The organism is Pseudomonas sp. P8_229 (assembly GCF_034008635.1).
Lineage (GTDB): Bacteria > Pseudomonadota > Gammaproteobacteria > Pseudomonadales > Pseudomonadaceae > Aquipseudomonas.
Genome location: NZ_CP125378.1, coordinates 5938176 through 5961830, shown reverse-complemented (window position 1 = coordinate 5961830; position 23655 = coordinate 5938176). Strand labels below are relative to the sequence as shown.

General features: G+C 55.1%; 17 protein-coding genes and 1 pseudogene. 10 read left to right on the top strand and 8 right to left on the bottom strand.

Features of this window, described 5'->3' with window-relative positions; genetic code table 11:
- The first annotated feature begins 66 nt into the window (after positions 1–66).
- The gene (locus QMK55_RS26845) at positions 67–762 is read left to right on the top strand and encodes a pirin family protein (protein WP_320328161.1); all 696 of its coding nucleotides are present in this window, start codon (positions 67–69) and stop codon (positions 760–762) included.
- Positions 763–948: 186 nt separating this feature from the next.
- Here the strand turns inward: QMK55_RS26845 and pgm are convergent, their stop codons facing one another.
- From pgm to QMK55_RS26825, 4 genes are all read right to left on the bottom strand, one after another.
- The gene (gene pgm, locus QMK55_RS26840) at positions 949–2595 is read right to left on the bottom strand and encodes a phosphoglucomutase (alpha-D-glucose-1,6-bisphosphate-dependent) (protein WP_320328160.1); all 1647 of its coding nucleotides are present in this window, start codon (positions 2593–2595) and stop codon (positions 949–951) included.
- Positions 2596–2691: 96 nt separating this feature from the next.
- The gene (locus tag QMK55_RS26835; RefSeq protein ID WP_102356171.1) at positions 2692–4092 is read right to left on the bottom strand and encodes a PLP-dependent aminotransferase family protein; all 1401 of its coding nucleotides are present in this window, start codon (positions 4090–4092) and stop codon (positions 2692–2694) included.
- A gap of 48 nt (positions 4093–4140) precedes the next feature.
- Positions 4141–5616 (bottom strand): hypothetical protein, encoded by a 1476-nt coding sequence (locus QMK55_RS26830; RefSeq protein WP_320328159.1) that lies wholly within the window; start codon positions 5614–5616, stop codon positions 4141–4143.
- A 546-nt stretch (positions 5617–6162) separates the two neighbouring features.
- Positions 6163–7185 carry a zinc-dependent alcohol dehydrogenase family protein gene (locus QMK55_RS26825; protein ID WP_102356169.1) on the bottom strand — a complete coding sequence of 341 codons (1023 nt, stop codon included), beginning with the start codon at positions 7183–7185 and terminating at the stop codon, positions 6163–6165.
- Positions 7186–7455: 270 nt separating this feature from the next.
- Between QMK55_RS26825 and QMK55_RS26820 the strand changes: the two genes are divergently transcribed.
- Positions 7456–8370, top strand: coding sequence for a LysR family transcriptional regulator (locus tag QMK55_RS26820; protein ID WP_320328158.1), 915 nt, complete (start codon positions 7456–7458; stop codon positions 8368–8370).
- A 286-nt stretch (positions 8371–8656) separates the two neighbouring features.
- A complete protein-coding gene (locus QMK55_RS26815) occupies positions 8657–8815 on the top strand; it encodes a hypothetical protein (RefSeq protein ID WP_156422789.1) in 159 nt (52 codons plus the stop codon).
- Between the two features lie 3 nt (positions 8816–8818).
- On the opposite strand, the gene QMK55_RS26810 is transcribed toward QMK55_RS26815, so the two are convergent.
- The 3 genes and pseudogenes from QMK55_RS26810 to QMK55_RS26800 all read right to left on the bottom strand — a co-directional run bounded on the left by QMK55_RS26810 (position 8819) and on the right by QMK55_RS26800 (position 11553).
- On the bottom strand, positions 8819–9772 hold the full coding sequence (locus QMK55_RS26810; protein WP_320328157.1) for a hypothetical protein: 954 nt from the start codon (positions 9770–9772) through the stop codon (positions 8819–8821).
- A 389-nt stretch (positions 9773–10161) separates the two neighbouring features.
- Positions 10162–10464: pseudogene (locus QMK55_RS26805) on the bottom strand (IS66 family transposase zinc-finger binding domain-containing protein); the annotation flags it as partial.
- A 105-nt stretch (positions 10465–10569) separates the two neighbouring features.
- Entirely contained in the window at positions 10570–11553 is a 984-nt protein-coding gene (locus tag QMK55_RS26800) for a 5'-nucleotidase (protein ID WP_320330226.1), read from the bottom strand.
- Positions 11554–11855: 302 nt separating this feature from the next.
- Here QMK55_RS26800 and QMK55_RS26795 point away from each other — a divergent pair, with 302 nt between their 5' ends.
- The 7 genes from QMK55_RS26795 to QMK55_RS26765 all read left to right on the top strand — a co-directional run bounded on the left by QMK55_RS26795 (position 11856) and on the right by QMK55_RS26765 (position 19295).
- Positions 11856–12146, top strand: a complete 291-nt coding sequence (locus QMK55_RS26795; protein WP_060549957.1) for a type II toxin-antitoxin system ParD family antitoxin — start codon at positions 11856–11858, stop codon at positions 12144–12146.
- A 2-nt stretch (positions 12147–12148) separates the two neighbouring features.
- Positions 12149–12505: a type II toxin-antitoxin system RelE/ParE family toxin gene (locus QMK55_RS26790; protein ID WP_320328156.1), complete on the top strand. Its 357-nt coding sequence runs from the start codon at positions 12149–12151 to the stop codon at positions 12503–12505.
- 433 nt (positions 12506–12938) lie between these two features.
- The gene (locus QMK55_RS26785; protein WP_320328155.1) at positions 12939–13172 is read left to right on the top strand and encodes a hypothetical protein; all 234 of its coding nucleotides are present in this window, start codon (positions 12939–12941) and stop codon (positions 13170–13172) included.
- A gap of 193 nt (positions 13173–13365) precedes the next feature.
- Positions 13366–14631, top strand: a complete 1266-nt coding sequence (locus QMK55_RS26780; RefSeq protein WP_060549960.1) for a hypothetical protein — start codon at positions 13366–13368, stop codon at positions 14629–14631.
- Positions 14632–14818: 187 nt separating this feature from the next.
- A complete protein-coding gene (locus tag QMK55_RS26775) occupies positions 14819–16855 on the top strand; it encodes a hypothetical protein (protein WP_320328154.1) in 2037 nt (678 codons plus the stop codon).
- Positions 16856–17175: 320 nt separating this feature from the next.
- Positions 17176–18678 carry a hypothetical protein gene (locus QMK55_RS26770; protein ID WP_162276113.1) on the top strand — a complete coding sequence of 501 codons (1503 nt, stop codon included), beginning with the start codon at positions 17176–17178 and terminating at the stop codon, positions 18676–18678.
- Positions 18675–19295 (top strand): thymidylate kinase, encoded by a 621-nt coding sequence (locus tag QMK55_RS26765; protein WP_320328153.1) that lies wholly within the window; start codon positions 18675–18677, stop codon positions 19293–19295. The genes QMK55_RS26770 and QMK55_RS26765 overlap by 4 nt, the downstream gene beginning before the upstream one ends.
- Before the next feature lie 200 nt (positions 19296–19495).
- Here QMK55_RS26765 and QMK55_RS26760 read toward each other — a convergent pair whose 3' ends face one another.
- Complete coding sequence (locus QMK55_RS26760) at positions 19496–23416, bottom strand: hypothetical protein (protein WP_320328152.1); 3921 nt, start codon at positions 23414–23416, stop codon at positions 19496–19498.
- Positions 23417–23655 lie beyond the last annotated feature (239 nt).

Here is a 23655-nt window from a genome sequence, read left to right as displayed (position 1 = left end):
TAACCGACGGTCTCGCTTCGTGGCTCAGGCGTTGCGCCCCATGACGAGCCTTTTGAGGAGACGATCATGCTTGAACTCAGACCTTTCAACACGCTGGGCGGCGCTCATCACGGCTGGCTGGATGCCCATCACCACTTTTCGTTCGCCGAGTACTACGATCCGCAGCGCATGAACTGGGGCAATCTGCGGGTCTGGAACGATGACGTGATTGCTGCAGGCACCGGGTTCCCGCAGCACCCGCACCGAGACATGGAAATCATCACTTACGTGCGTGAGGGCGCGATTACCCATCAGGACAATCTGGGCAACAAGGGCCGCACCGAGGCTGGCGATGTGCAGGTCATGAGCGCTGGTACGGGTATCGCGCACAGCGAGTACAACCTGGAAGCACAGGAAACCCGGATCTTTCAGATCTGGATTCTGCCGACTGAAACCGGCGCGCCGCCATCCTGGGGTGCAAAACCATTCCCCAAAGGTCAGCGCGAAGGTTTCGTGACCCTGGCCAGCGGCAAGGACGGCGATGACCAGAGCCTGCGCATTCGCGCCGATGCGCGGTTGGTGGCGGCGAATATCAGGGCTGAGGAAACGGCGGAGTATCGTCTGGATGCAGGGCGACGTGCGTACCTGGTGCCTGCCACCGGGGTGATTGAAGTCAATGGCTTGCGTGCACAAGCTCGAGACGGTGTTGCGGTGGAGCATGAGGCGGTACTGAGTGTGACCGCACTCGAAGACAGCGAAATCGTGCTGGTGGATCTGGCTTGATGGCTTGAATTGCTGGCAAAAAATGGGCGACCATAGTGGTCGCCCCCTTTTTTTGTAATCTTGTAGTGAGGGAATTCATCCCCGATTGGCCGCGAAGCGGCCATTATTTACCGTTGAACGGACTGCTACACAGTCCATCGGGGATGAATCCCCTCACCACAGAAAGCCCCCTCACTTACCTGAAAGTCACTTGGTGGAGATAGCGCCATCCACCAGAGTTTGCGCTTCAGCCACCAGTTGCTTGAGGTGGTCGTCGCCAATGAAGCTTTCGGCGTAGATCTTGTAGATGTCTTCGGTGCCCGAAGGACGCGCAGCGAACCAGCCGTTTTCGGTCATCACTTTCAAGCCGCCAATGGCCTGATCGTTGCCCGGGGCATGGCTGAGAATGCTCTGAATCTTCTCGCCCGCCAGTTCGGTCGATGTCACTTGCGCCGGCGACAGCTTGCTCAGCAGGGCCTTCTGCTCAGGGTTGGCCTTGGCATCGACGCGTACCGAGAACGGTTCGCCCAGCTCATCGGTCAGTGCGCGATAAGCTTGGCTTGGGTCGCGGCCGGTACGGGCGGTCATTTCAGCCGCCAGCAGGGCTGGAATCAAGCCGTCCTTGTCGGTGCTCCACACGCCACCGTCCTTGCGCAGGAACGAGGCACCAGCACTCTCCTCGCCACCAAAACCCAGCGATCCGTCGAACAGACCATCGGCAAACCATTTGAAGCCCACTGGCACTTCGTACAGACGACGACCCAGGCGCTTGGCCACACGATCAATCAGGCCGCTGCTGACCACGGTTTTACCCACGGCAGCATCAGCGCGCCATTGCGCACGATTCTGGAACAGATAGTCGATCGACACCGCCAGGTAGTTGTTCGGCGCCAGCAGACCGCCCGAAGGCGTCACGATACCGTGACGGTCATGGTCCGGATCGCAAGCGAAAGCCACGTCGTAACGTTCCTTGAGGCCGATCAAACCCTGCATCGCGTGGCTGGACGATGGGTCCATGCGAATCTGACCGTCCCAGTCGACCGTCATGAAACGGAACGTCGAATCGACTTGCTTATTCACCACGTCCAGGTCCAGACGATAGTGCTCGGCAATGGCCGACCAGTAGCGCACCCCTGCTCCGCCGAGCGGATCGACACCCAGACGCAGTTTGGCGTCACGAATGGCATCGAAGTCGATCACGTTGATCAGGTCGGCAACGTAGGTGTTGAGGTAGTCATGACGGTGTGTGGTGTTGGCCTTGAGCGCCTGCTCATAGCTGATGCGTTTGACGCCCGCCAGTTTGTTGAGCAGCAGTTCGTTGGCCTTGGCTTCGATCCACTTGGTGATGTGGGTATCGGCCGGACCGCCGTTGGTAGGGTTGTATTTGTAGCCACCGCTTTGCGGCGGGTTGTGCGACGGCGTGATGACGATGCCATCGGCCAGTCCCGAAGTGCGGCCACGGTTGTAGCAGAGGATGGCATGCGAGATCGCCGGCGTCGGCGTGTACTCGTCACCTTCGGCGATCATCACGGTCACGCCATTGGCCGCCAGCACTTCCAGCGCACTTGCTCCGGCCGGAGTCGACAGCGCATGGGTATCGATGCCGACGAACAGCGGGCCAGTGATGCCCTGTGCTTCGCGGTACAGGCAGATCGCCTGGCTGATCGCCAGTACGTGCCATTCATTGAAACTCAAGTCGAAGGAGCTGCCGCGGTGCCCGGACGTACCAAACGCCACGCGCTGGGTGGAAATCGAAGCATCCGGTTGGCCAGTGTAATAAGCCGTTACCAGTCGCGGGATGTCGACCAACAATTCTGCCGGTGCCGGTTTGCCCGCAAAAGGACTGATAGTCATGCAAAACCTCTGAAATAGAGTGGTTCAGGAAATACAGCGCAGTTTACTGGCAGTTTGACCACAGCGCGACGGGATCTATCCGACAGTTTTCAACGTTCATTCCAGAGGTGCCAGCCGCAACGCATCACCCAACATTCCGATTATCCCGACCAGGCCGTGTTCACCCTGCTCCAGCAGGCTCAAACGCAGATGATGGCCGTGTAATCCCTGCAGGCTGAACAGTTCACCCGGCGCAATCAGGACCTGCTGCCTGAGCATGCGCTGAAACACATCGCGCATGTCCACCGGACGCACTGAACGCACCCAGACAGTCGCCCCGCCTTGCGGTTCGACAACCTGCAACGCATCGCCCAAACGCTCGCGCAGCAAGTGGATCATTGGCGTTCGCCGCTCCTTGAGAAGCCGACGAAGCACATGCAGATGCTGGTCGATCCGACCGTTTCGATACAGTCGGGCAATGGCCTTCTGGCGGATGGGCGACAGTCGGAATGATCGCATCAGAAAATGCCGCAGCATCTCGTTCTTCCATTGTCGCGACAAGACGAAACCGTAAGGCGCTTCAATGCCAATGATTTTCTCGAATGTGGAGAAAACCAACAGCCGGTCGGGGTCGAGCCGATCACGCAAGCGCTCGCCATCCGTTGTTTCGCCAAGTTCGCCGTAACAATCGTTTTCCAGAACCCAAGTGCCATGCTCGTGAAGCAGTCTGGCGATGGCGTTGCGGTTATCTGCCGGAACCTGCGTACCGCGCGGCATGCACAGGCCCGAAGACAGGAGCACCAGCCGCACATTCCCGATGTTGAGCTGTGTTTCCAGCCATTGCGGCTCCAGCCCGCCACAGGCCTGCAACGGCAGTTCGATCACGCGCACCTCTGCAGCCTGCAGCATCCGCAATATCACCCAGTCGCAGGGCGACTCGACCAGAACGGTTGCATGCTTGAGCTGTAGAACGGCAACCAGGATTTCCAGCACCCCACGCAAGTCCGCACCGATGTAGACATCTTCGGCGTGCCAGCATTGACTTGGCGAGGTGGTGTAGCGCGCCGCCAGTACAGCGCGCAATTCCAGTTCACCGCAGGGTTGGTCGAGCAACGCTGGCTGGCGGGGGTACTGACGCAACAATTCCCGCTCCAGCAACAACAAAGGGCTGTCCAGCGATTGCACCGAAACCGGATCTTCGGCGCTCAATAATCGCATGCCCGGGCGCCGCGCATTGACGTAGACCGTTTCGAGCAGATCATTGCCAACGGCTGGAGGCGCCAGCGCCACAACCGCCCGGACGTAGTACCCGGACTTGGCGACTGAATAGATCCGCCCTTCCTTCTCCAGCAACGAATAAGCGTATTGAATGGTCGAGATCGATACGTTCAGACGATCTGCCAGCTGGCGCAACGACGGCAGCCTTACATTGCCATCACCGGCCGGTTCTGCAATCAATCGCATCAAGTAGCGATAGACCGCCTGGTAAGCAAACCCCGGTTCCTTTACAGCCTTCATGAACCGGCGACCATGGATACAGATGCACCGAAGGATGGATCACTCACCTCAGCGTTCCGCTGACCGGTCACCCGCGCCGGCATCGAGGCCATCGAGACCCGCCGTGTCGAGTGCAGTTTCCAATACATGCAGGGCAGTCCGACGCATTGGCAAGGGCTCCATGGCATAGAGACGGCTTATCAGCCTGACCGGCAACCCACTGACATCCATCATCCATTGCAGCACTTGTTCCGGGCCGTGCAGCCCCTGCATGGCCCGATGCAATTCGGGCATCGCCACCAGCATGCCAGGATGACAGCTGCGCAGAAAACGCTCCAGACCAGCGCCCCGCTCAATGAACGGCGTGAACAACAGACAGACCCATTGCGCTTCATTGAGACCGTAAGTCTTCTGCAGGCAACTGGCCGCCGTTTCGCGCAGTACTTCGAGCCTCTGTTGATCCCCCAGCCTTGCAATCATTTGTTCGCAAACCGGGTCCGGCACGCGTTTTTGCTGCATGTTCGCCAGCACGCGCTGAACATGTTCCGAGAACCCGGTGTCATAGCTGCGACCGTCAATGAACTCAGCCTCAAGGCCACGTAAATGGGCCTCGACCAAAGGGTCGGCGTATTCACCTTCACCCTGATGGAATGCCCATTCCTCTGCCTGAAACCCAAGAAACTCGCTGAGCAGCGGCCAGCGCTCTTCCAGCTTGCCCACAGCCATGTCGTGGATGTCGACAAACGTCGTGCGACGGCACGCTTCGAACCCGCCTTCCGGGCGCCAGCACAGCCATTCGCATTCGGCATAGAAACCGCGATACAAATCCCCTCCCAACTCATCGAGCAAAGCAAACAACTCGTCAAAGGTCCCGGCATTGGCCGGCAGCGCGCCCAAACCAGCTTTCTGCACGGCCCGATCAAGGTCGTCGATGAATTGTTGCTGGCGACGCGGCGACTCGCTGGCCACCCAGGCATCGACCCCATTGCCCCAGCGTGCAATCTGGCCGCAAAACTCGGCCCAGGCCAGACAGGCGTCAGCCGACAACGCGAGCTTCTCGTCCCCGATCCTTCGATGCCCCATCATCAGAAGGTTGGTGCGATTGGCATCTGCGCTGTCCTTGTCGAGGGGTGCCAGATGATTGAACGGCAATACTTGACGATGATCCACCATCAGCAACTCGACCCTGGGGTCATCGTAAAGAAACAGGGCGCCGAAGCTGCGATGCAGGTTGTCCAGCGCCGCCGACCCCGTCCCGCTCCAGCGCAATGTGGCGACACGCAACTGGAAGGTAGCAGGTGCGCGACCGGCAATACTCAGCTGCGCGGCTCGCAGCAACGCCAGCGTATAGCAACTGTCACGGGTGCCGGACGGTGTCACCATTACCTTGTAGTCACCGATGCGCTCCATTCCCCCGGCGGCGACCACCAGCCGCTGAATCAGCAACTGCAGCGCCGTGCGCTCGGCTCTGGAAAAGAAACTCAGCAATCGCTGCAACACTTGCTGGTAGACATAGTTCATTGCCTGATCATGGATCGTGCTCATCAGTACTTTACCCGGCGTAAAAAATTCATATCGCGCTCCAGCGGTGAGGCAGGCGCAATAAATTCATCAATAAGTAATAGACGCTCAAATACTAACACTTATGTTTTTGAAGTTATTTGAAACACATGATGCGACGAAGCCGCCAATCCCACCACAAAATACAACACAACACATTGTATTCATTGGTTTTTTTCTTGTTGAAAAATATCTGAGGAAACTTCTTACAACGTCCCACGAATATTGAGTACAAGAAAAGCAGAACGAGAATAGGAAACCCCCTACAACTCTTAAACAGAAATAGTTGTTCCGTTCATTGAAGGTTTCTTTAAACAGCGCTAAAAAAATAGAATGCACAGACATGGCTCATTCCTTGAGATGAAAGTAATCATTCAATTATCAGGGCTTATAGGGCGATTAGAAGATACAGATAGCGGGCAAAAACCGGTTCAGATGCACACGGGCCAGGCGCCGGGTCTGGCATGTCTCGTGATTCGCAGGGAGTACAACACAAGAGTCCGTGGGGCCACGGACTCTGATGGGAGGGAGTTACGCGGGTTCGACCTGAAGGGCGACCCGTTCGCGGCACGGGCATTCGTCCATGTAGCGATGTGCTTCAACGAACTCGCTGAACGCAAAGACGCGCGTCTTGAGTGGCAGCAACACGCGGTCGGCAGTCAGCTGGTTGATGTCACGCAGTGCACGTTGCAGCGCGACGTGGTCTTGAGTAATGCCCAGCTCGGGCTTGCCAGTGAAATTGCCGATGCAATGCACAAAGAACTGGATATTCTTCTGGAACGCCGCGCAGGCCGGGAACGGTGTCTGGTTGCCCCCCTGAAGTCCGTACAGGACCAGGCTGCCACGCGGTGCGAGCACATCGCCGAGCAATGACATCTGTGGGCCGCCAAGACCGTCGAACACCACGTCGACGCCACGGTTGTCAGTGATCTTGTTGATGCGCATCAACAGATCTTCTTCCTCGGTGACGATGACTTTCTCCGCCCCCAGGGACAGCAGGTATTCACGCTCATCGGCGGTTTTCGTCGCCGCAATCACCCGCACGCCCATGGCCTTGCCCAACTGGACAAAGGACGGACCAGCGCAATGGCTGGCATCCGTGACCAGGGCAAACTGCCCGGGTTTGACCCGTGCCAGATCGGCGTAGGCAAAATAAGCGATCAACAACGGTGTGTAATGCACGCTGGCTTCGATCGGGCTGAGCACATCTGGATAACGGGTCAACGCGGTACGTGGCAGAACGATTTGCTCGCCATACACCGGATAGTCGTTCGGGCTCTGGGCCGGAAAACTGGCGACTTTGTCGCCAACCGACAGATCGTCGACGCCTTCGCCGACGGCGGTCACCACACCAGCCATTTCATGGCCGAGGCCGGAAGGCAGACGTGCCTGCGACGAGGCCAGATTCTGACGCCAGAGAATGTCGTACCAGCTGATGCCGATCGCTTCGACACGCACCTGCACTTCGCCAGGACCTGGCTGAGCGGCCGCATGCTCTTCGCATTTGAGCACCTCGGCCGGACCAAACTTGTGAAAACGGATCGTGCGGGACATCGCAAACCTCGTCAAAGTAACCTCTAATGCCCTGAACTCTATCTGGGCTTTTGACCCAAGACTATCAGTGGCTATTAATAGTCGACATGCCTGTCATTGATTCCGCAGTATGGGCGGCATCGGCAAAATCCATGAAAAAATCGCGGTAAACGGCTGGCTAAAGCTGAATTTACCGGTGCAGAGTACCAGCCTTTCCCCGTAATATTCATGCCGGCCATTGTTCTCATATGGCCGCTCTCGTCAAGCTTGATGACTCTGCCAGGACTCCAGATGAATCGTAATGACCTGCGTCGTGTCGACCTGAACCTGCTGATCGTGTTCGAAACATTGATGCACGAACGCAGCGTGACCCGCGCCGCCGAGAAACTGTTTCTCGGCCAACCGGCGATCAGTGCGGCGCTCTCGCGCCTGCGCGGCCTGTTCGATGACCCCCTGTTCGTGCGCACCGGACGCAGCATGGAACCGTCCGCCCGAGCGGTGGAAATCTTCGCCCTGCTCTCGCCTGCCCTCGACTCCATTTCCACGGCGGTCAGCCGTGCGGCGGAGTTCGACCCGGCCACCAGCACTTCGGTGTTCCGCATCGGCCTGTCCGACGACGTCGAATTCGCCCTGCTGCCGATGCTGCTCAAACGCCTGCGCGCCGAGGCACCGGGCATCGTCCTGGTGGTGCGCCGCGTCAACTACATATTGATGCCGGGCCTGCTGGCTTCGGGGGAAATCTCCATCGGCGTCAGCTACACCACCGACCTGCCGGCCAACGCCAAACGCAAGGTGCTGCGTCGCAGCCAACCGAAACTGCTGCGCGCCGACACTGTACCCGGCCCGCTCAGCCTGGATGACTATTGTGCGCGTCCGCATGCGCTGGTGTCGTTCGCCGGCGACCTCAGTGGCTTCATCGATGAAGAGCTGGAAAAACTCGGGCGCAAGCGCCACGTGGTGCTGGCCGTGCCGCAGTTCAATGGCTTGAGTACGTTGCTCGCAGGCACCGATATCGTCGCGACCGTGCCGGATTACACCGCTGACGCGTTGACGGCTGCGGGCGGCGTGCGGGCGGAGGATCCACCGTTGCCGACGCGCACGTTTGAGCTGCACATGGCGTGGCGTGGGTCGCAGGATAATGATCCGGGGGAGCGTTGGTTGCGGTCGCGGATTCAGATGTTCTTTGGGGACCCTGAGAGTCTCTAAGCGTCTTCTGGCAGGGTTTTCATCTCATCATTTCTGCCTTTCCACAAACCATGGAACTCCATTCACTTACGGTGCATCGCTACATTGGGGGCATATCTGAGGGCATGCTTTGGATGGTTTGAAAAGGATGCCCCCAGCCCTATACCCAAGAATCCGCTCATGAAATCACTCCAGCCCAAGCCAAAGAGTGGCCTCCGTCCACGCTCCAACCGTCTCAAGATCTTCCAAGGTTTCCAGCAGAATCTTTTCCAAACTCAATGCACAGCATCCTGGCAGGCCAAAAGTCGTGGATATTTCAACCCCACTCGGCATTTGCAATTACCAGAGCCATATTTTGAATATCAGCTTGTCTACCCCGCAGCCGATCGACGCCGTCGCGACGTGTTACGCCGGCCCGTCGATAGTGCCGGCAGACAAGATCCGCACCGGCTTTAATGCCGTCTAACAGTCAGCCGGGCCGTCCGTGCCTGGGCAACGTAGTTAAATAGTCATCCATGCGTTGGATAAGTGGATCGGTCAGCTGTTTCATCGAAGGGATGGGAGTGATGACAGGGTGACTTTGCGGATGCTCAAAGTCTTCAATCTGTTTTTTCACTTCGATTTCAATACTCTTATCAGCCAATTCCTTGGCTATGGCAACAAAACCGTTATCTAACGGATGGGCACGTTCACCCGCTTGCACGCCGGGATAGTTAACGGCAGGCTGAAAATCACTGAGGACAGCTATCAATCTGACCGAGGAGTAAATCCACGGCCGAGCATCAGAAACGAGCGCTCCATATAAATTAATCAGAATGACTCCGCTCAACAGTGCGCCTACCGAATGCCCCTGTGCATCGATAAAGCTGAGCCTGGCTGGCGCAACTTTGCTCCATGCTTTGCGCAGGTACGGCAGCAGATTGAAAATATTCAACAGGTTTGCGATAACAGACAGAGGGATTAAAAGTAATGCTCCTAGCCCGACGCCGATTAAAAGTAGGAACCCCAGCAGGGTAAACACGAAGGCTCCCAAGAGCAGCCATGCAGGAATATAAAAGACAAGTACTAGAAATCCAACCGTAATGTCAAATGACTGCGGTGGCAGCCCCAAGGCTTCAGCCACAACCCATCTTGAAATGGCTGTCGATATCAGCAACACCAACAAGTGCAGCAGGATAATAGGGGTTTTACCAAACGGCTTGTCCCATACAGAGATAAACCAGCGATAGATGCGTAAACATACAAACATGAAGCCAACAACAAACCCTAGAGAAGCAATCAAGATAGCACTATTTAATATTGCAATACCCATTAGCGCTGACAAGAACATCCCAAGCACTGTAACAGCGACAGAAAAACTATAAAAACGCCCCGACCAACTCATGGCTTTTAACTTAACCTTCAACTTCCCGAACTCAAACATCATTCCTCCCGACTATTAATTAACTTTATATCAACCCATTGACGCTTCGCATATGCTCAACCGCTTTACGCACTACTATCCATCTTTATCACAAGTAGGACAGGTACCAAGCGTTCCCGGAGGAGGCTCCAAGCGCTGGAGTGGAGAACAACATAATCGTCGAGGCACTGCTCTCCTCTATCAGGCAGTGTGATACACCAGTACTGAAGCCACCCTGTAGCCCCTTGGTACTATGTCAGAAACCGTATTTGCGATTGCTCGCGCTGGGCGGTCATCCAGGTATGAAACGCATCCATCAGCGGCGCTGCTTTTTCCTGACGTATTCGTCGTCGGACGTCCGGTTCTAAATCACAGACTTCGCGTTCAACTTCACATGAGGCCGCGATGTAGTGATCGGCGTATTTCGCGACTATCCCCTGGGCCAACAAGCCTGCCGTTGGGATACCTTTGTCGATGACCTGGGCTGGCACCGGTGCCTGGGTCAGTGTTTCGCACTCATCGCAAACCCACTTACCCCGAACGTGCCGTTCAACGCTGAACACGCCAGGCGTGTAGTCGAGTTTCTCGCTGACATCCTCGCCGATGCGCTTGAGGGCGCAGCCGCATTGGCATTGAGTGTTTTCAGGTTCGTGATGAATCAGCGTGCGCGGAAATTCGGCAGGCAAGGCGATACGTTTGGGTTGCTGACGGACTGACGATTGCAAGGGCTTCGGTGCCAGGTATAGGCCGTGTTATCGGTTTTTCGCAGCACAGGACCGATACGAATTCCTGTGGTACTACGCGCTCAAGCCACCGTTTTACACCACCTGCTGGACCTGATCCGCTTCAGGCTCTATCGCATCCACAGTAGAGACATGGTTGGTGATGCCGAAAGGAATGTGCACGGATGGAGCAACTGCGCTAGTCGATTTAAGGTGCCCTGATTGGTCATCGAAGAAGATGTGTGGTTTCAATACACCTAAAATTTTTCCTTTCTCGATACCACCTAAGAAGAATGCGTCATTGGCCATGACCCCCCAACTCTTGAGTGTATTCATCGCACGCTCATGAGACGGAGCATTGCGGGCTGTGACGATCGAGACGCGTATGCGGTTTTCGTATTTAGGATTGAGCTTTTTGTGCTTCTCCTCGACCGACTGGATTTTGGATATCCGCACCATGAATTCCTTCAGCGGCCCGGGGTTATGGGGCTGCATGACGTTCTTCACTTCGTGCGCATGGAACTCAGACAATCCAGAGGCCTGCATGATTGTTTCGGACTCATCGCCGGCGAGTACGCCGTCAAAGTCGAATGCGATGCGTAGGGTTTTATCAGTCTCGTCGTCTTCAAATTTTGAATCGAGCACCTGGCCAGCCGGGTACCCGGCCCTGATAGCCGCTTCCACGTCTTTTTTGTCACCCGACAAAAATAAAGCGATATTCAGTGCTGGTATGTATTCATAAGGAGATTTTCCCTGCATGAAAATCGCCCTTGTCATCCCAAGCTCGTAGTGCTCGATAGTCTTCAGTACACGCAGCCCAGTGTCGGGATCATTGCGCGAAAGAAGTATTACCTCGACGAGCGGATCCGTAGGATCGACGCTAAGGTCATTCACTGACAGTAAGCGCTTGATGAAGGGGAACGCTATCCCCTTAGGAAGCGGGACGTGAAGATTTTTTTGCTGAAACTTGCGGTATTCCTCCTCCCCCTGACTCTGAAACACTGCGTCCGATGCCAACAAATCAAACACAGCGCTGGAAGCGACGCCGATCACCAGGCGATTTTCTAACTCGTAGGGCATTGGAACCTCTCTTGATGCCTCTAAACGCAAATATTGATGGGTATCGAACATGCCGATCGATTTCAGGGCGGATCGAGGAGCACACATCGCGCGCCTCCTCCCACGCACAGTCAGGCATATCAATCTTCAAATCAATCTGCAGGTTGCTTTATTATGGACGGATGACTTTGAACCTTGCTGATTGGCGCCGAGTCAGCCATCACCTGATCGCCGGATGTCGGCCCCAAGCTATTCTCCTAAGCTAAAATGGCATAATATGCCAACAATCAAAAGTACCTGTTTGCATAGAACTGGAGCTAGTTATGGCGACGCGAAACGTTGTGCTCACCCCTCACCAGGAACAGGTTATCCATGACTTGGTGCAGTCCGGCCGTTATCAGAATGCCAGCGAAGTGATGCGAGAAGGTTTACGTTTATTGGAGCAGCGCGTCGCCGAAGACACCGCCAAAATTGAGGCACTACGTCAGGCAACCTCGATCGGCATCATGGATCTTGAGCACGGGCGCTTTACTCAGGTTAACGAAGGGGATCTGGAGCACTACCTCGAGGGCTTGAGCCTGGAGGCAACCCTCTCCGCGAGAGAGAAACACTGAGCATGCCGCAGTATCGGATTTCCAACCCGGCGCGCGCCGACATTGTCGACATCCTTAGGCTCTCCCAGACGCAGTTCGGCGCTCAAGCACGCCAGCGCTACCAGGCGCTGATCCTCACGGCGCTGCAAGCGCTTGCCGCCACGCCCTATCGCATTGGCAGCCACGACCGCGATGAGCTTGCACCGGGCCTTCGTAGCTATCACCTCATCTATTCACGCCAGCAGGCCAAACAAACCCATGGAACGGTCAAAAGCCCACGCCATATCGTGTTCTATCGTGTGGCAAACGACGACGTGATCGAGGTCGTCAGACTCCTTCATGACGCCATGGAAGTGCAGTTGCACTTGCCTAACGACTGATCAGCGACCTGGCCCAACGGCTTAACTGGCCAGGAATAGCAAAGTCCGTCGGAGATCGCCATTCGCGATCACTCGCACACCCGGTACGAATGGGGGCAAAAGTGGGGGCAAACAAAAGTGTTATCGACCTAAAAACATTGTCCTGGAGCCCAGTCAAAATGTTTTTTGGCGCGCCCGAGAGTCTGTTGTGACGCTATGAAGAGGGAGCAGAAAATGACGGCTCTTTTTCAATGCGCGGCTTTAGCAACGACCCAACGATTGCTGCCATGGTGGCTGAGCTTGCCAAGCAGTTCGGGCTTGAGACAGTGACCGAATATTGGTCCCGTAGGGCTGTACCCGTGGGCGACGTCATCTCCATGCGCAGACTCGTGATTCAGGGCATATCCTACCCCCCACCGTCGAAACATAGGCCTGGATCTACCTGAGCAGAATGATGGGCGACTACGTCACAACCAGTACACTCAGGGCTTTCCATGACGGCGGCTTGTGCGATGCTCAGGACTTCGGCGATGAACAGGGCGTTAATTTCTATGTCGACGGGGACAAAGAATTAGGCGTTGAAGCCCTCTGCCCGGACCTAGACGCACAAGCCCACGCCTCGGCACTTGAGTTGCACCGTCGTATCAACTCCGTACAAAAGCAGCATGTTGGAATTTCGTTGACCTGAATCAACTTGATATAGGCATTGACTCCTCCTAGCGAGAAGTCCCATTAGGCTGTGTGCCCTCAGGGCTGGAGATGAATGGTTAAGGCGTACCTGGACTATTCAATCCTCGTCTGCCTCCGGGATAATCCATATATTTAGCTGCCCCATCCGTCATCCATAGACATCTGGCTGAAACGGTCAATTCGGAGGACCAATGGAATACAACCCTTATAGAGCGCGCCTTCAAGACGCTAAATCAGCATTGCAGGTCTTCGAGTGGAGCAAGCAGGAACAGACTGACGTGCTGGCTTGGCTCCATGGATTCGACGTGGACACTGCGAGAGTATCGCTGTCAGAGGCCCAGGATGAGGTTGAAGACCTCAAGAGGCAGATCTGGGCCTTCGATCACGTTCAACTTGCACACATACTCTCTCACCAAAGCATTTCTATTTTCGACAGGATACGCATGACGATGGCCGGCACGCGGCCGAGCCCCGCCCCTCAAAAGGATGCTAAAGAGAGAGAAGAGAAGCTTGAGGTGGTGAAGGCTTCACTCGCCACCCTCTCCGACACAATCATTGATCTGCGCCATAAGATCCAACTGCATTCCGTGCTGGATTGGATTGATGCTGACACTGAAATCGCTGAGCTCAGCAGGGAGATCAATAAACTCCTTCCTGAGGTGAGAAAGCTTGAAGCCGGCGCGGCCCGGTTTGATGAGTACCTAGTCGAGCCGTTGAAGCAGCTTGCGAAGCTAAAGTCAGAGCTGGCCACAGCTATAGAAACCAGAGACCTCGCGCAAACGTTTGATAAACGGTTTCAAGAGAGCAAATCTAATCGCGCAGCAGTCAGCCAGATCCGTACGCAGTGTCAAGCGATGTTCGGCAGCTACAACACTGACAGCGTACTTCGAATCAAGGCAGCCGATGTCGTAAAGCTGGAGAGGGAAATAGCAAAATGCAGAGAGCGCCTAAATGACCTATGGACGAGGGAATCTAGGGTCATCAACCGCATTGTCATTGATGGCAACAACCTGTCGTACCTCACAAAATTGAAAGGTGGCCCAAGCAAATTCATAGGGCCAGGCCCTCTCGCAGCGCTCATTCCAGTTATCCGCGCAGCGCATCCGAACGCTGAGATTATCGTTGTTTTCGACCCGGGCTACGTTCGCCGGACTGGGACCACGGCAGTCGAGCTTTTAAGTCTGTTCCCCAGCGATGTTCAGATTTTTGAGGTCGGCAAAGGTCAGAAAGCGGATGAAACTGTTATTGAACTAGCCAGCTCTCCAACCTCTTACGCAATTAGCAACGATCGCTTCCGAGATTTCGAGAGCCGTCCGCTCGTCAGCGATCGGCGTGTATTTCCTCATTGCATTACTCAAACGAGCATCCTGGTGCATGATCTATGGGTCTCGGTACAGTACCGGCCGGACCCTATGGCCCACCAGGCGGGCCAAAACACATTGGTAGTAACCTCTTAGCCACAAGGTGAAAGTTCCGCAGCGAAAGGGACGCATTTTCCAGCGGGCCCGTTGTTCTTTCGGCCCTGCTCGTTACCCTAGATTGCACTAAAGCACGAAGGGATGATGCGAGATAACCCTGAGTATCGCACCGCATCCCCCCTTTCATTTTTGATTGTTTTTCCCAGTGACATCGTAGGGAGCACCAATGAGTTCCGCGGAGCAGAGCAGCAAGATCGTCATCGAGGGCGTGGCTACCATCCAGCATTTGATCCGCCACTCGCATGCAGAACTGGTCATTGAGGGTGACTCTCCAGAGGCAGAAGCTGACAGGCTGCTAATCGCTGGCGAGTATGTAGAGGCAGTGACGGCCTATCAAGGGCTTGGCCCGCTTGATCGCCGGCAGCGTGAAAAGCTCAGCTACGCGATGTGGGCAAGAGGGATAGATGAAGCGTGGGATGAGCTCACGCTTGACTATCACGAGACATCCTTCGAAGGGCTGCTGATGCAGCTACGTGCCTTCGGTGGTGTTATGTGGCGTTCAGAGGTGGACGATGCTTGGCTCAAGGATTTCGCATTGACGGTTACTGGCCGGGAAGATTTGCGCTCAAGGGATGCACTCTTGGCCGCGACCATCTACATCGCGGCCTCCTTGTCACGTTACCGTTTCAGTGAGGATCTCTACCCTGAGGTTTGCCTTGAAGCGGTGCAAGGCCTCAGAAGTTCAGAATCACCCTACTCCCTCTGCCTTGAAGCATTTGCGCTGAGTCAAAAGGCCCGATTCAAAGAGCTCCACACTTCCGCCTTGGTAGATCTTGTCAGCAGACTAGACCCTCCGAAATGTCCTGTACTGGGATTCGGCTTTGTCGCAGCGGTGCGCGTTAATAATCCAGTGGCGGCGCGAGCCTTCGTCGCTGAGCTGTGTCGGCGCTTTCCGAACCACCCATATCTTAGCAATACAGTTGCTATTGCCTCTGTTCAAGCGCGTGATCCAAGCATCTTGGATGAGGCACCTGAACCAATTCGTTCAACCGCCCGCCTCCATCCCGAGGTCCAGCTCATCACCGCGCTGGCCGATAAGAAGCCTGAAACAGTTGAGAAAGCTTTGCATGCTTTCTGGTCAACTCCTAATGACCAGACTCTTCACTATCAGCAGCACATTCACGAGCCCTTTTTTCAAATCACTTGTAGGACCTGGGACGAAGGAACGTGGAGCACCAGTCCGTATTTCATAGGTGAACTGGCAGCAAAACTGGTACAGGTACTCCCTGCCGGCGCATCAAGGGATCGCGTGCTCATGGAGTTGGAGGTAGAGATGGCAACGGAACCCGACCAGGCCATACTGCGTCCATTTGTAGTGGATCTGTTCAACAGACAGCCAACAGCAGAGGTCGCGAACCTTTTTCCGGATTCGATTCCATTCGATGGCGTAGCAGTTGATTCGATGGCTAGGTTCATCTTTGAGCAGGCCATGGAGGATGATCCATATTGCTCAAGCCTAGACCCTGAGTTCGAACCAGATGTTCAGATCCTAATCGACCGTGGGGTGCCTGAGCACCTTATGAAATTGGTTCGACAGGTGCCCGATGACAAGCAGGCTGCTTGCGTACGGACCTTAACGGAATGGGGCCTGTTCAAGGCACCTGAACGTCTGGTCACATTCGCTTTCGAACACAATTTGCGCGGCCGGGGCCTATCCCCAGAACTACAAGCCAATGTGGCAGCAATACGCCAAGCCATCCAAATCTCGACACCAGACCAGATGGTTTACTTACAAGCCATCCTTGATGGACTATCAATCGAGGTCCAGCGGTCGACCACAGTAGCGGCCCAGGAAAGAACAGTCCTAGAGGCGGCCAATGAGGTGTTGCACCTGAAAGACAGATCGCTCAACGATCTCGGTCAAAAAAGGGTGAAGGAACTTGTGAAACGCTACGGCGCGGCAAAGTTACTTCCAGGTCTGAGTGAAATAACCAAGCAACCACAGGCGATCGCTGAAGGGCAGCTCATCGACGCACTCTCCAAGCATATGGTCGTCAAGCAGGGCAGCCTTGCGGGTCGGCGCAGCTATCTGGCCGGGATCTTGCGCAAGCGCCTTGTCAACCTGAAAAGCAACTGGCTCGATCTGCAGGTCTCGGAATGCCTGAATAGAGGCATCGATGTCGAGCAAATGATCGAGCTCTCTAAGACGGTCACCACATGGGATGAATGGACAGCTGGCTTGGTCCGCCTTGCGCCGTATTGAAGTTTCAGACGACGCGGGTAGCCTGGGCGGGATCTCAGGCTCACAGGCACCCCCTCCTCAGCATTATCCCTTTGATGCCGATAGCAACAAATGCCAAGGATTTTGTCACCGGCTAGACGGTGGTGCCCTCACACAACTAAAACAGGAGTTGAGCCCCTCTACGGGGTCATCAGGTATCTATGGATCAGACTAGAAAAATCGCCAGCCCTACCAGCCCGGCTTGGACGCACGAAAACCCCTACCTTGATGTGCTCGCCCCTCGCTTCTTTGAGAATACAGACAGTTGTGACTGGGCCGACCTTCCTCGCCGGGTAGTTCGCATGTTCACCGATGTTGAGCGTCGGCACGCCTCTGACGCTGAGGCAATCGCCCTGGGTGAGAAACTCCACCAGCTTTTGAGCGACGGTGCGTTTCTGCCCAATTCACCAGTGATGATGAACAGTGAGCACCATAGCTCTGCAAATCTATTCGCCTGTCACGTATTGGCCCCACCGGTAGATGCCGAGGCCATGGCTGTTGCTGGTAAGATTCATGATGGTTGCGGAGGTATCGGATACGACCTGACATCGGTTGCCGACCCTGTGGCCATGACGCGGTTCATTGAAAACCAGACAGCGGCGCTGAATCCTAATCGCAAGCGCAAGGCACATAGCGCAGTCACACTCCACGTTGACCATCCGCTTGTCAGCCACTTCATCGACATGAGCAGTTCCTTGGAGATAACTCATACCAATGTCGAGTTGGATGGCGCATTTTTCGCGGCCCTGGATCAGCAACAGCCGAATGCGGTAGCCACCTGGCAATCCGTGTGCTCCTCGATCTACAACACTGGGCGGCCGGCAATTGCATTTGGCGAGCACAAGTCACTGCGATCACCCAATGGTGAACGCCTGATCCTGAACGTCTGCGGAGAGTCATTGCTGCGGGAAAACGAATCGTCGCTGATTGGCTCGTTAAACGCTTCTCGCTTTGTCACCCAAGGCGTATTCGATGCTGATCGGTTCAAGGCCGCGGTTGAAATGGGCGTGCGGTGCCTTGACAACCTCCACGACATTCAGGAACACGCTTCGGCGACCGTTAGTGAACGCTGCATGCAGAGCCGCAAGATCGGCCTCAGTATTATGGGCTTCGCCGATGCGCTCCTGATGATGGGAATACGGTATGGGAGTCAGGAATCGCTGGATTTCGCTGCCTCTATCATGGGCCTAGTGCAGGCTACCGCTAAGGCTACCAGCGAAGTATTGGCCTCTACCCGCGGTAGCTGTGACCCTTCCCTACTTCGAGCCGGCGAGCCGCTGCGCCGAAATGCTTCGCTGATGGCGATCGCTGCGAACGGGACCCTCAGCTTACTGGGTAACGTATCAGGCGGTATTGAACCCCTTTTCAGCTATGTATCCCGCCAGACCGTCGAAGGTCGTGTGATTAACCAAATTCAACCCACGCTCCGCCGACTACTACGCGAGCACAGCTTGTCTGAATCCATGATCGATGAAATTGCCATGTCTTTGATGAATGGGGCTCAGCCTGAGGATCTCAAGCTGATACCGAGCAAAATCAGCCAAGCGATGGTGCGCGCGCACGATCTGAGCCCGGCCGACCATATCCGTACCCAAGCCACCTTTCAGTCATTCATTGATGGAGGCATCTCAAAAACGATTAACCTGCCGGCCAGCAGTACGATAGATGACATCGCGTTGGCCATCCTTGAGGCCCGCGCCCGCGGCTGTGTGGGTATCTCGCTTTACAGAGACGGCAGTATCAGCGGACAACCCTCCCAAATGGCTGGTGCGAAGCCTGAGGAGTCAGGGGAGGCTGCCGCTTGACGGATCCATTCTTTGTTTCTTTTGACGGTCCGAAGGCTACCGGCAAGACCACAGTTCTTAATGCGGTTGCCGAGCGATTACGCGCCTGCGGCAAGCACCAGGTAATCGAGCTGTGTGAAAAGGAACTCGATCCCTATCGACCCGAAACCTTGGAGATGATCAAGTCGCTTACGGCCAACCCGAGCACTGACTTGGAGCTTCGGGTTTGTGAGCGTCTTGCCGATGGCCGAGCCTGGATCTCGAGCAATGTAGTGTTGCAACAACCGGATAACGCGGTCGTCCTCATCGACCGTTGGTATCCGTCAGACGCTGCGTTTCGACGACTCGTTAATTTTCCGGACATTCTTAGGATGAACCTCGATCGCAGCGTGGTGACGCCTGACCTGCACGTGGGCGTTCTAGCCCCACCGAAAATATCATGGGAGCGGGCCGCCGGCCGCGCCAGGGGCCTAAGTAGTGTGGTAATCAGGAATTACAGCGAGCACGAAGCCTGCTCCGCGGCGTTCGAGCGTGCCGTAGACGGGTATGGATGGTTTACCTGCCAAAACGTGGGCACCGTCGAAGCCTCGGCTGACCTAGTTGTCAGCGCGATAGCTGCTGGTAGATCGCGTTCCTAGCCTAATTAAAATTCAAGCTGCTGGAACCTACCAGCTGGAATGCCGGCGCTTTGCTGTGAATCGGCCCGAGTTTTCTAGACCCCCTTAAAGCCTCACGCGGCGCAGCGCGCCCACTCCGACGCCGTGATTGATGCCTGTATAGGCAACCCTCTCAGCGCCATTCAAGAAGCACGCTGATGTAACCGAGCTAACAAAGCTGTCTATTCGGCGCTTGCCGTGTCCTTCATTTCACTCGGTCGGGTGTTCGCTGTGAGAACGTCGTCCTTCGCCGTCACGCTGCCAACAAAACCTCGTGCTTGCAATGCCTCCAGCAATCGTAGATTGGCTGCACTGGACGCTACCTCAATCTTTCTCACATTGGGCGCTAACCGGTCGAAACCTTCCGCTAGCAGCCCAAGCAGGGCTGTCACCTCTACCCACGTGCTGGACGCTAAACATTGGACGAGCATTTCCTGTCGCTGTTCTGACGACAGTCCATCCTCAGCCATGAGCTTTCTAAGTATGGGGGCAAATGAGGCGGGGAAACGCGACGTACCAGCGTTGAGCCAACTGCAGAGCCGGGCAATTTCCATGGTGGCTACGCTAGAGGTATCAAACGTTTCGAGCGGTACAGCAGTCCACATGTTGATTTTGTCATCTAGTGTCGGCACGCTGCTTTGACTGAGCCTGAGTACTGCCTCTATGGGCAATTGGGCGAAGTCAATTTGCTCCCGCGCTTGCCCCCAGTGAGCGAGGAGAAAAGGAACCTCCAGGTTTGTGTCGTATGCGCGGACACATTCTCGGATCTCGGCATTAAATGCCAAGAAATCAGCGCTCACCAGCATTGCCCAGCGCTCTGTCGGCAATTTGCCTAAGGCACCACTTAGGATCGCCGGGTTATCCAGGGTAAGCCCTGCGAACAGACCGACAAGGGTTTCGTTATCGACTTCTGATGAGCCCAGTAGATAACTCTGCAAATCTAAATGTCGAGCCTGATTGGTTGTCCATAAATATTGATTCAGCGGTTTTGTGTGGCGCTTGATGAAATCCGCGAAGGTATCCATGTCTGCCTGCTCTAAACCTTTCTCGGTAAGCGCCGGCAGCAATAAATTGTTGAAGTATGACCAGACGGCGTCAACCCCCATCAGCACTCGATCGGTTGACAGCACGTCCGCCCACAATAGTTGAGGTACATCCTCCAAACGCTCAACCTTGCAGGTTGTGCGCTCAAACAGCTGACGCATGCTGTTAATTTCCAGGGCATCGTCGAGCAATCGCAACAGCACTGAAAGTGATGCGGATGATTCGTCCAACTCGCCCACTTGACTCAACAGAACACTTGCCAGCGCGTTAGGCGATTCAAGCAACTGCTCATCAAGGCCCGTGATATTCAGCGCCTTTAGCCTGCGGTAACTGACGCTCGATCTATCGATAGCGGGTGTGCTCTGTAGGTCCGAAGTGGTTTTAGGGTCACCCTTCTGACAAATCAGTGAAAGCATGTGCAGGTTGAAGTTGATACAACGCCACGCGATCAATTGCTGCAGATCGCTCAGAGGCGTGGTGTCGCCCAAGCGACTGAACTGAATGGGCAAGGTCTTCAACCACCCCCAGCCTGCCGTGCCCAACTCAAGTCGCGGCATCAAGCGCGAGCTATCCTCAAGCCCCTCAATGGCCTCACGAATTTCAGTGCTCGGCTGATCATCAAGCGTCTGCATTTGGTCGGAGGTCAACGCGTCGCAGATGGCGCTAACCAGATATTGTTTCGAGAGCACAGGCTCAAAGCGAGCGGCGTCCGTCAACAGCGCACAAAACAATCTGGGCTCAAGTAAAAATATAGTTTGAACAAAGCGATTCGAGCTTGGTCCCAGGATCAGCAGCTCGGCGGCCTCCGCCATCCTATTCAGATCATCTTTGAATCCGCTCCCGAGAATGGTCGCGAGTAACTCGCGCTCGTGGTTCCCACCGGGCTCAGTGTACGAACAGCTAGCCAAGTAATCGATCAGCGTCGCGATGATGCCCCTTCCATCGCTAAGGTCGTCGACATCCAATTTGTCCGCCACAGTCTTGGGCGCGCTGATGACTGTCGTAACATCAGGCGTGACGCCGCCGCGGAGCCCCAGAATCAGGTTTTTATCTTCCGCCGTGAGCGAACCTGGGTAAAAGTAACCGAAGTAATCCGGATAGTCGGTATCAAGGTAGCCATGGCGCATCAGGTAAATAACAATATCCAGGCCCGCCAGTTTTTGAAGGATCACTTCGCCATAGGCTTTTTTGGCCGCGCCACGAAAGGACAGGCGATTGATCCGGCCCGACTCCAGACGCTGCTCGGACATCTTTTTTTCAATGCTACCCTTCGTTGTTTGGAGCAACTCATAGCGCTTTTGGTACGTCGTTGCAGCCAGAAGCTCCTGCGGGTCGAGTGCCTTGGGTGACTGACTGTAAAGTCGTCCATATTCATCAACGGCGATCATGAACAACTGGGCACTTTGAGAAAAAACCGCGTCAAAGCCTTCGTCACTGACGAATTGACTCAACGTATATCGGTCAGCATTGCGCACCTGAATATGGGTGGCTCCAAAACTACCGGCTCTTTTCTGACACTCTAACCAAACGTATGCGCGAAGCTCAGCTGTACTAGCAGCCACCTCCTCCACCTTCTGCTCGCGCTTCTCTCGCAATGCCTGATAGACATTTTCGGCCCCTTGGTGCAGTTGGCTTCGCCACTCACGAAAACCATGAATGGTTTCGTAGATAGCGCCACAACGCTTTACCAAATCGGCATATTCATTCGGGTGCAAGTTGCGAATCACGATGATCGCAAACAGTTTATTGGGGTTGAGCTTTAAGCCCGAGCCAGCACTCAAGATGCTGGAGAACATGTCAAATTCATTGACGATATTTTTGATCAAACGCATGTCATCAATAAAATAACACGCGGTTTCAAGCAGATGAGGACTCAACCCAGCGTCTAACGACGCCCCGTTGAGTTTTCGCTGCCGCAGCAGTTCTATCATCTTCTCACGTGAGTTTTCCGAGTTGACCACCGGTATGACGGGAATAATCAGGTCAAAAAACTTGGTCTTCTCACCCACCGCGAACATCTCATCACGTAGCGCATACAAAAAATAAACGCGCCGCCGAATCTGCGGTGACTGTTTGATAATGAAATTGATCTCGCGCAAGCGCGTGAACACATCATGAATGCCGAAGCGGTCCAGGTCTTCGATCACCACCACGTTGATATCGCTGCGTTCAAAACAGTAAATAATCTCGTCAACATTTTTGTGCAACACCGAACCGTGATGTGTCGTTTCCAACTTCCCGCCCTTGATGGTGAGGCCGTCAATGCTGAACGAGGACAGCAACCTTAATCCAGAGAACACCAGGTACACGCCACCCACACCGAGCACGGTGACCGCCATCCCTTCCGGAAGCAGTGCAAGCCATCCAAGTAGCCACTCAGGGATGATGGTGAGTGTTTTCTCTGCCACGGGCAGGTACAGCCTTAGGGCACTCACCACCAACAGAACGAAGAACACAGTGTGAGCCCAAAGCGCAGACAGTGAGGCTTGAATGATGCGTTTCAAGCGGGTTTTGGGCAGTTGCTTTGATGGCACGGCATACAGCAACTGCTGAACGATGGCTTCCTCGATTCGCGTTGAGAGATCGGAGTCATTTGCAGGTGCCGCGGTTTGTTTTTCTGGCGGGAGTGGAGTGGGTTGATCATTAGCCGCGAGCGCCGAGGGGACTGTGGTGTCCACGCCCAGGTCCCGCTCCTTGCCAAAGGCGGCTAATGAAATAAACGCAAAGTTGAATTCCGGATGCCGATCCACAAATGTACGAATAACGCTGCTCTTGCCGGCACCGTATTCACCGGTGATCGCGATATTACGCACTTGGTCATTGCTCAGCGCACTCAACAGCTCACGCTCATAGCGACGCGACGAAGGTAGATCTAACAGAACAGGCGTCAACGGCTCAAAGACTGTAGTGCCACTCGGAACGCTCAAAAATTCCTGCGCCGCTTGCAGCGCCTTGCGCAACGCCGTGGTGTATCGTTTGTACTGTCGAATGACCAGCCGAATCACTGCAGTGCCGCGATCATGAATTGAATGAAAAAAAACCACTGCAGGCCTGAGCATCCTTGTCTCCTAACTGTCTATAAATTTTCCGAGGACGCCCCCCCGCAGCCGATGAGGACTGGCCTGCTTCCAGGATCCCGATGATAGCGCACCGCCATCGCCCTAAGCGATATGTCTAACCAAGACCACCTGTACGCGGGGTGCGGGGTGCGGGGTGCGTTCGACGGCTTTTCGGTGATGGCCCTGTGCTATATTCGCGCCATCCATTTGGCGACGACATCAGCCGTTTCTCGCCGCAT

Excerpts from the sequence above, each read along its gene's own strand:
- QMK55_RS26845 (WP_320328161.1), top strand. The coding sequence starts at position 67 with ATGCTTGAACTCAGACCTTTCAACACGCTGGGCGGCGCTCATCACGGC.
- pgm (WP_320328160.1), bottom strand. The coding sequence starts at position 2,595 with ATGACTATCAGTCCTTTTGCGGGCAAACCGGCACCGGCAGAATTGTTG.
- QMK55_RS26835 (WP_102356171.1), bottom strand. The coding sequence starts at position 4,092 with ATGAAGGCTGTAAAGGAACCGGGGTTTGCTTACCAGGCGGTCTATCGC.
- QMK55_RS26830 (WP_320328159.1), bottom strand. The coding sequence starts at position 5,616 with ATGAGCACGATCCATGATCAGGCAATGAACTATGTCTACCAGCAAGTG.
- QMK55_RS26825 (WP_102356169.1), bottom strand. The coding sequence starts at position 7,185 with ATGTCCCGCACGATCCGTTTTCACAAGTTTGGTCCGGCCGAGGTGCTC.
- QMK55_RS26820 (WP_320328158.1), top strand. The coding sequence starts at position 7,456 with ATGAATCGTAATGACCTGCGTCGTGTCGACCTGAACCTGCTGATCGTG.
- QMK55_RS26810 (WP_320328157.1), bottom strand. The coding sequence starts at position 9,772 with ATGTTTGAGTTCGGGAAGTTGAAGGTTAAGTTAAAAGCCATGAGTTGG.
- QMK55_RS26800 (WP_320330226.1), bottom strand. The coding sequence starts at position 11,553 with ATGCCCTACGAGTTAGAAAATCGCCTGGTGATCGGCGTCGCTTCCAGC.
- QMK55_RS26795 (WP_060549957.1), top strand. The coding sequence starts at position 11,856 with ATGGCGACGCGAAACGTTGTGCTCACCCCTCACCAGGAACAGGTTATC.
- QMK55_RS26790 (WP_320328156.1), top strand. The coding sequence starts at position 12,149 with ATGCCGCAGTATCGGATTTCCAACCCGGCGCGCGCCGACATTGTCGAC.
- QMK55_RS26785 (WP_320328155.1), top strand. The coding sequence starts at position 12,939 with ATGGGCGACTACGTCACAACCAGTACACTCAGGGCTTTCCATGACGGC.
- QMK55_RS26780 (WP_060549960.1), top strand. The coding sequence starts at position 13,366 with ATGGAATACAACCCTTATAGAGCGCGCCTTCAAGACGCTAAATCAGCA.
- QMK55_RS26775 (WP_320328154.1), top strand. The coding sequence starts at position 14,819 with ATGAGTTCCGCGGAGCAGAGCAGCAAGATCGTCATCGAGGGCGTGGCT.
- QMK55_RS26770 (WP_162276113.1), top strand. The coding sequence starts at position 17,176 with ATGTTCACCGATGTTGAGCGTCGGCACGCCTCTGACGCTGAGGCAATC.
- QMK55_RS26760 (WP_320328152.1), bottom strand. The coding sequence starts at position 23,416 with ATGCTCAGGCCTGCAGTGGTTTTTTTTCATTCAATTCATGATCGCGGC.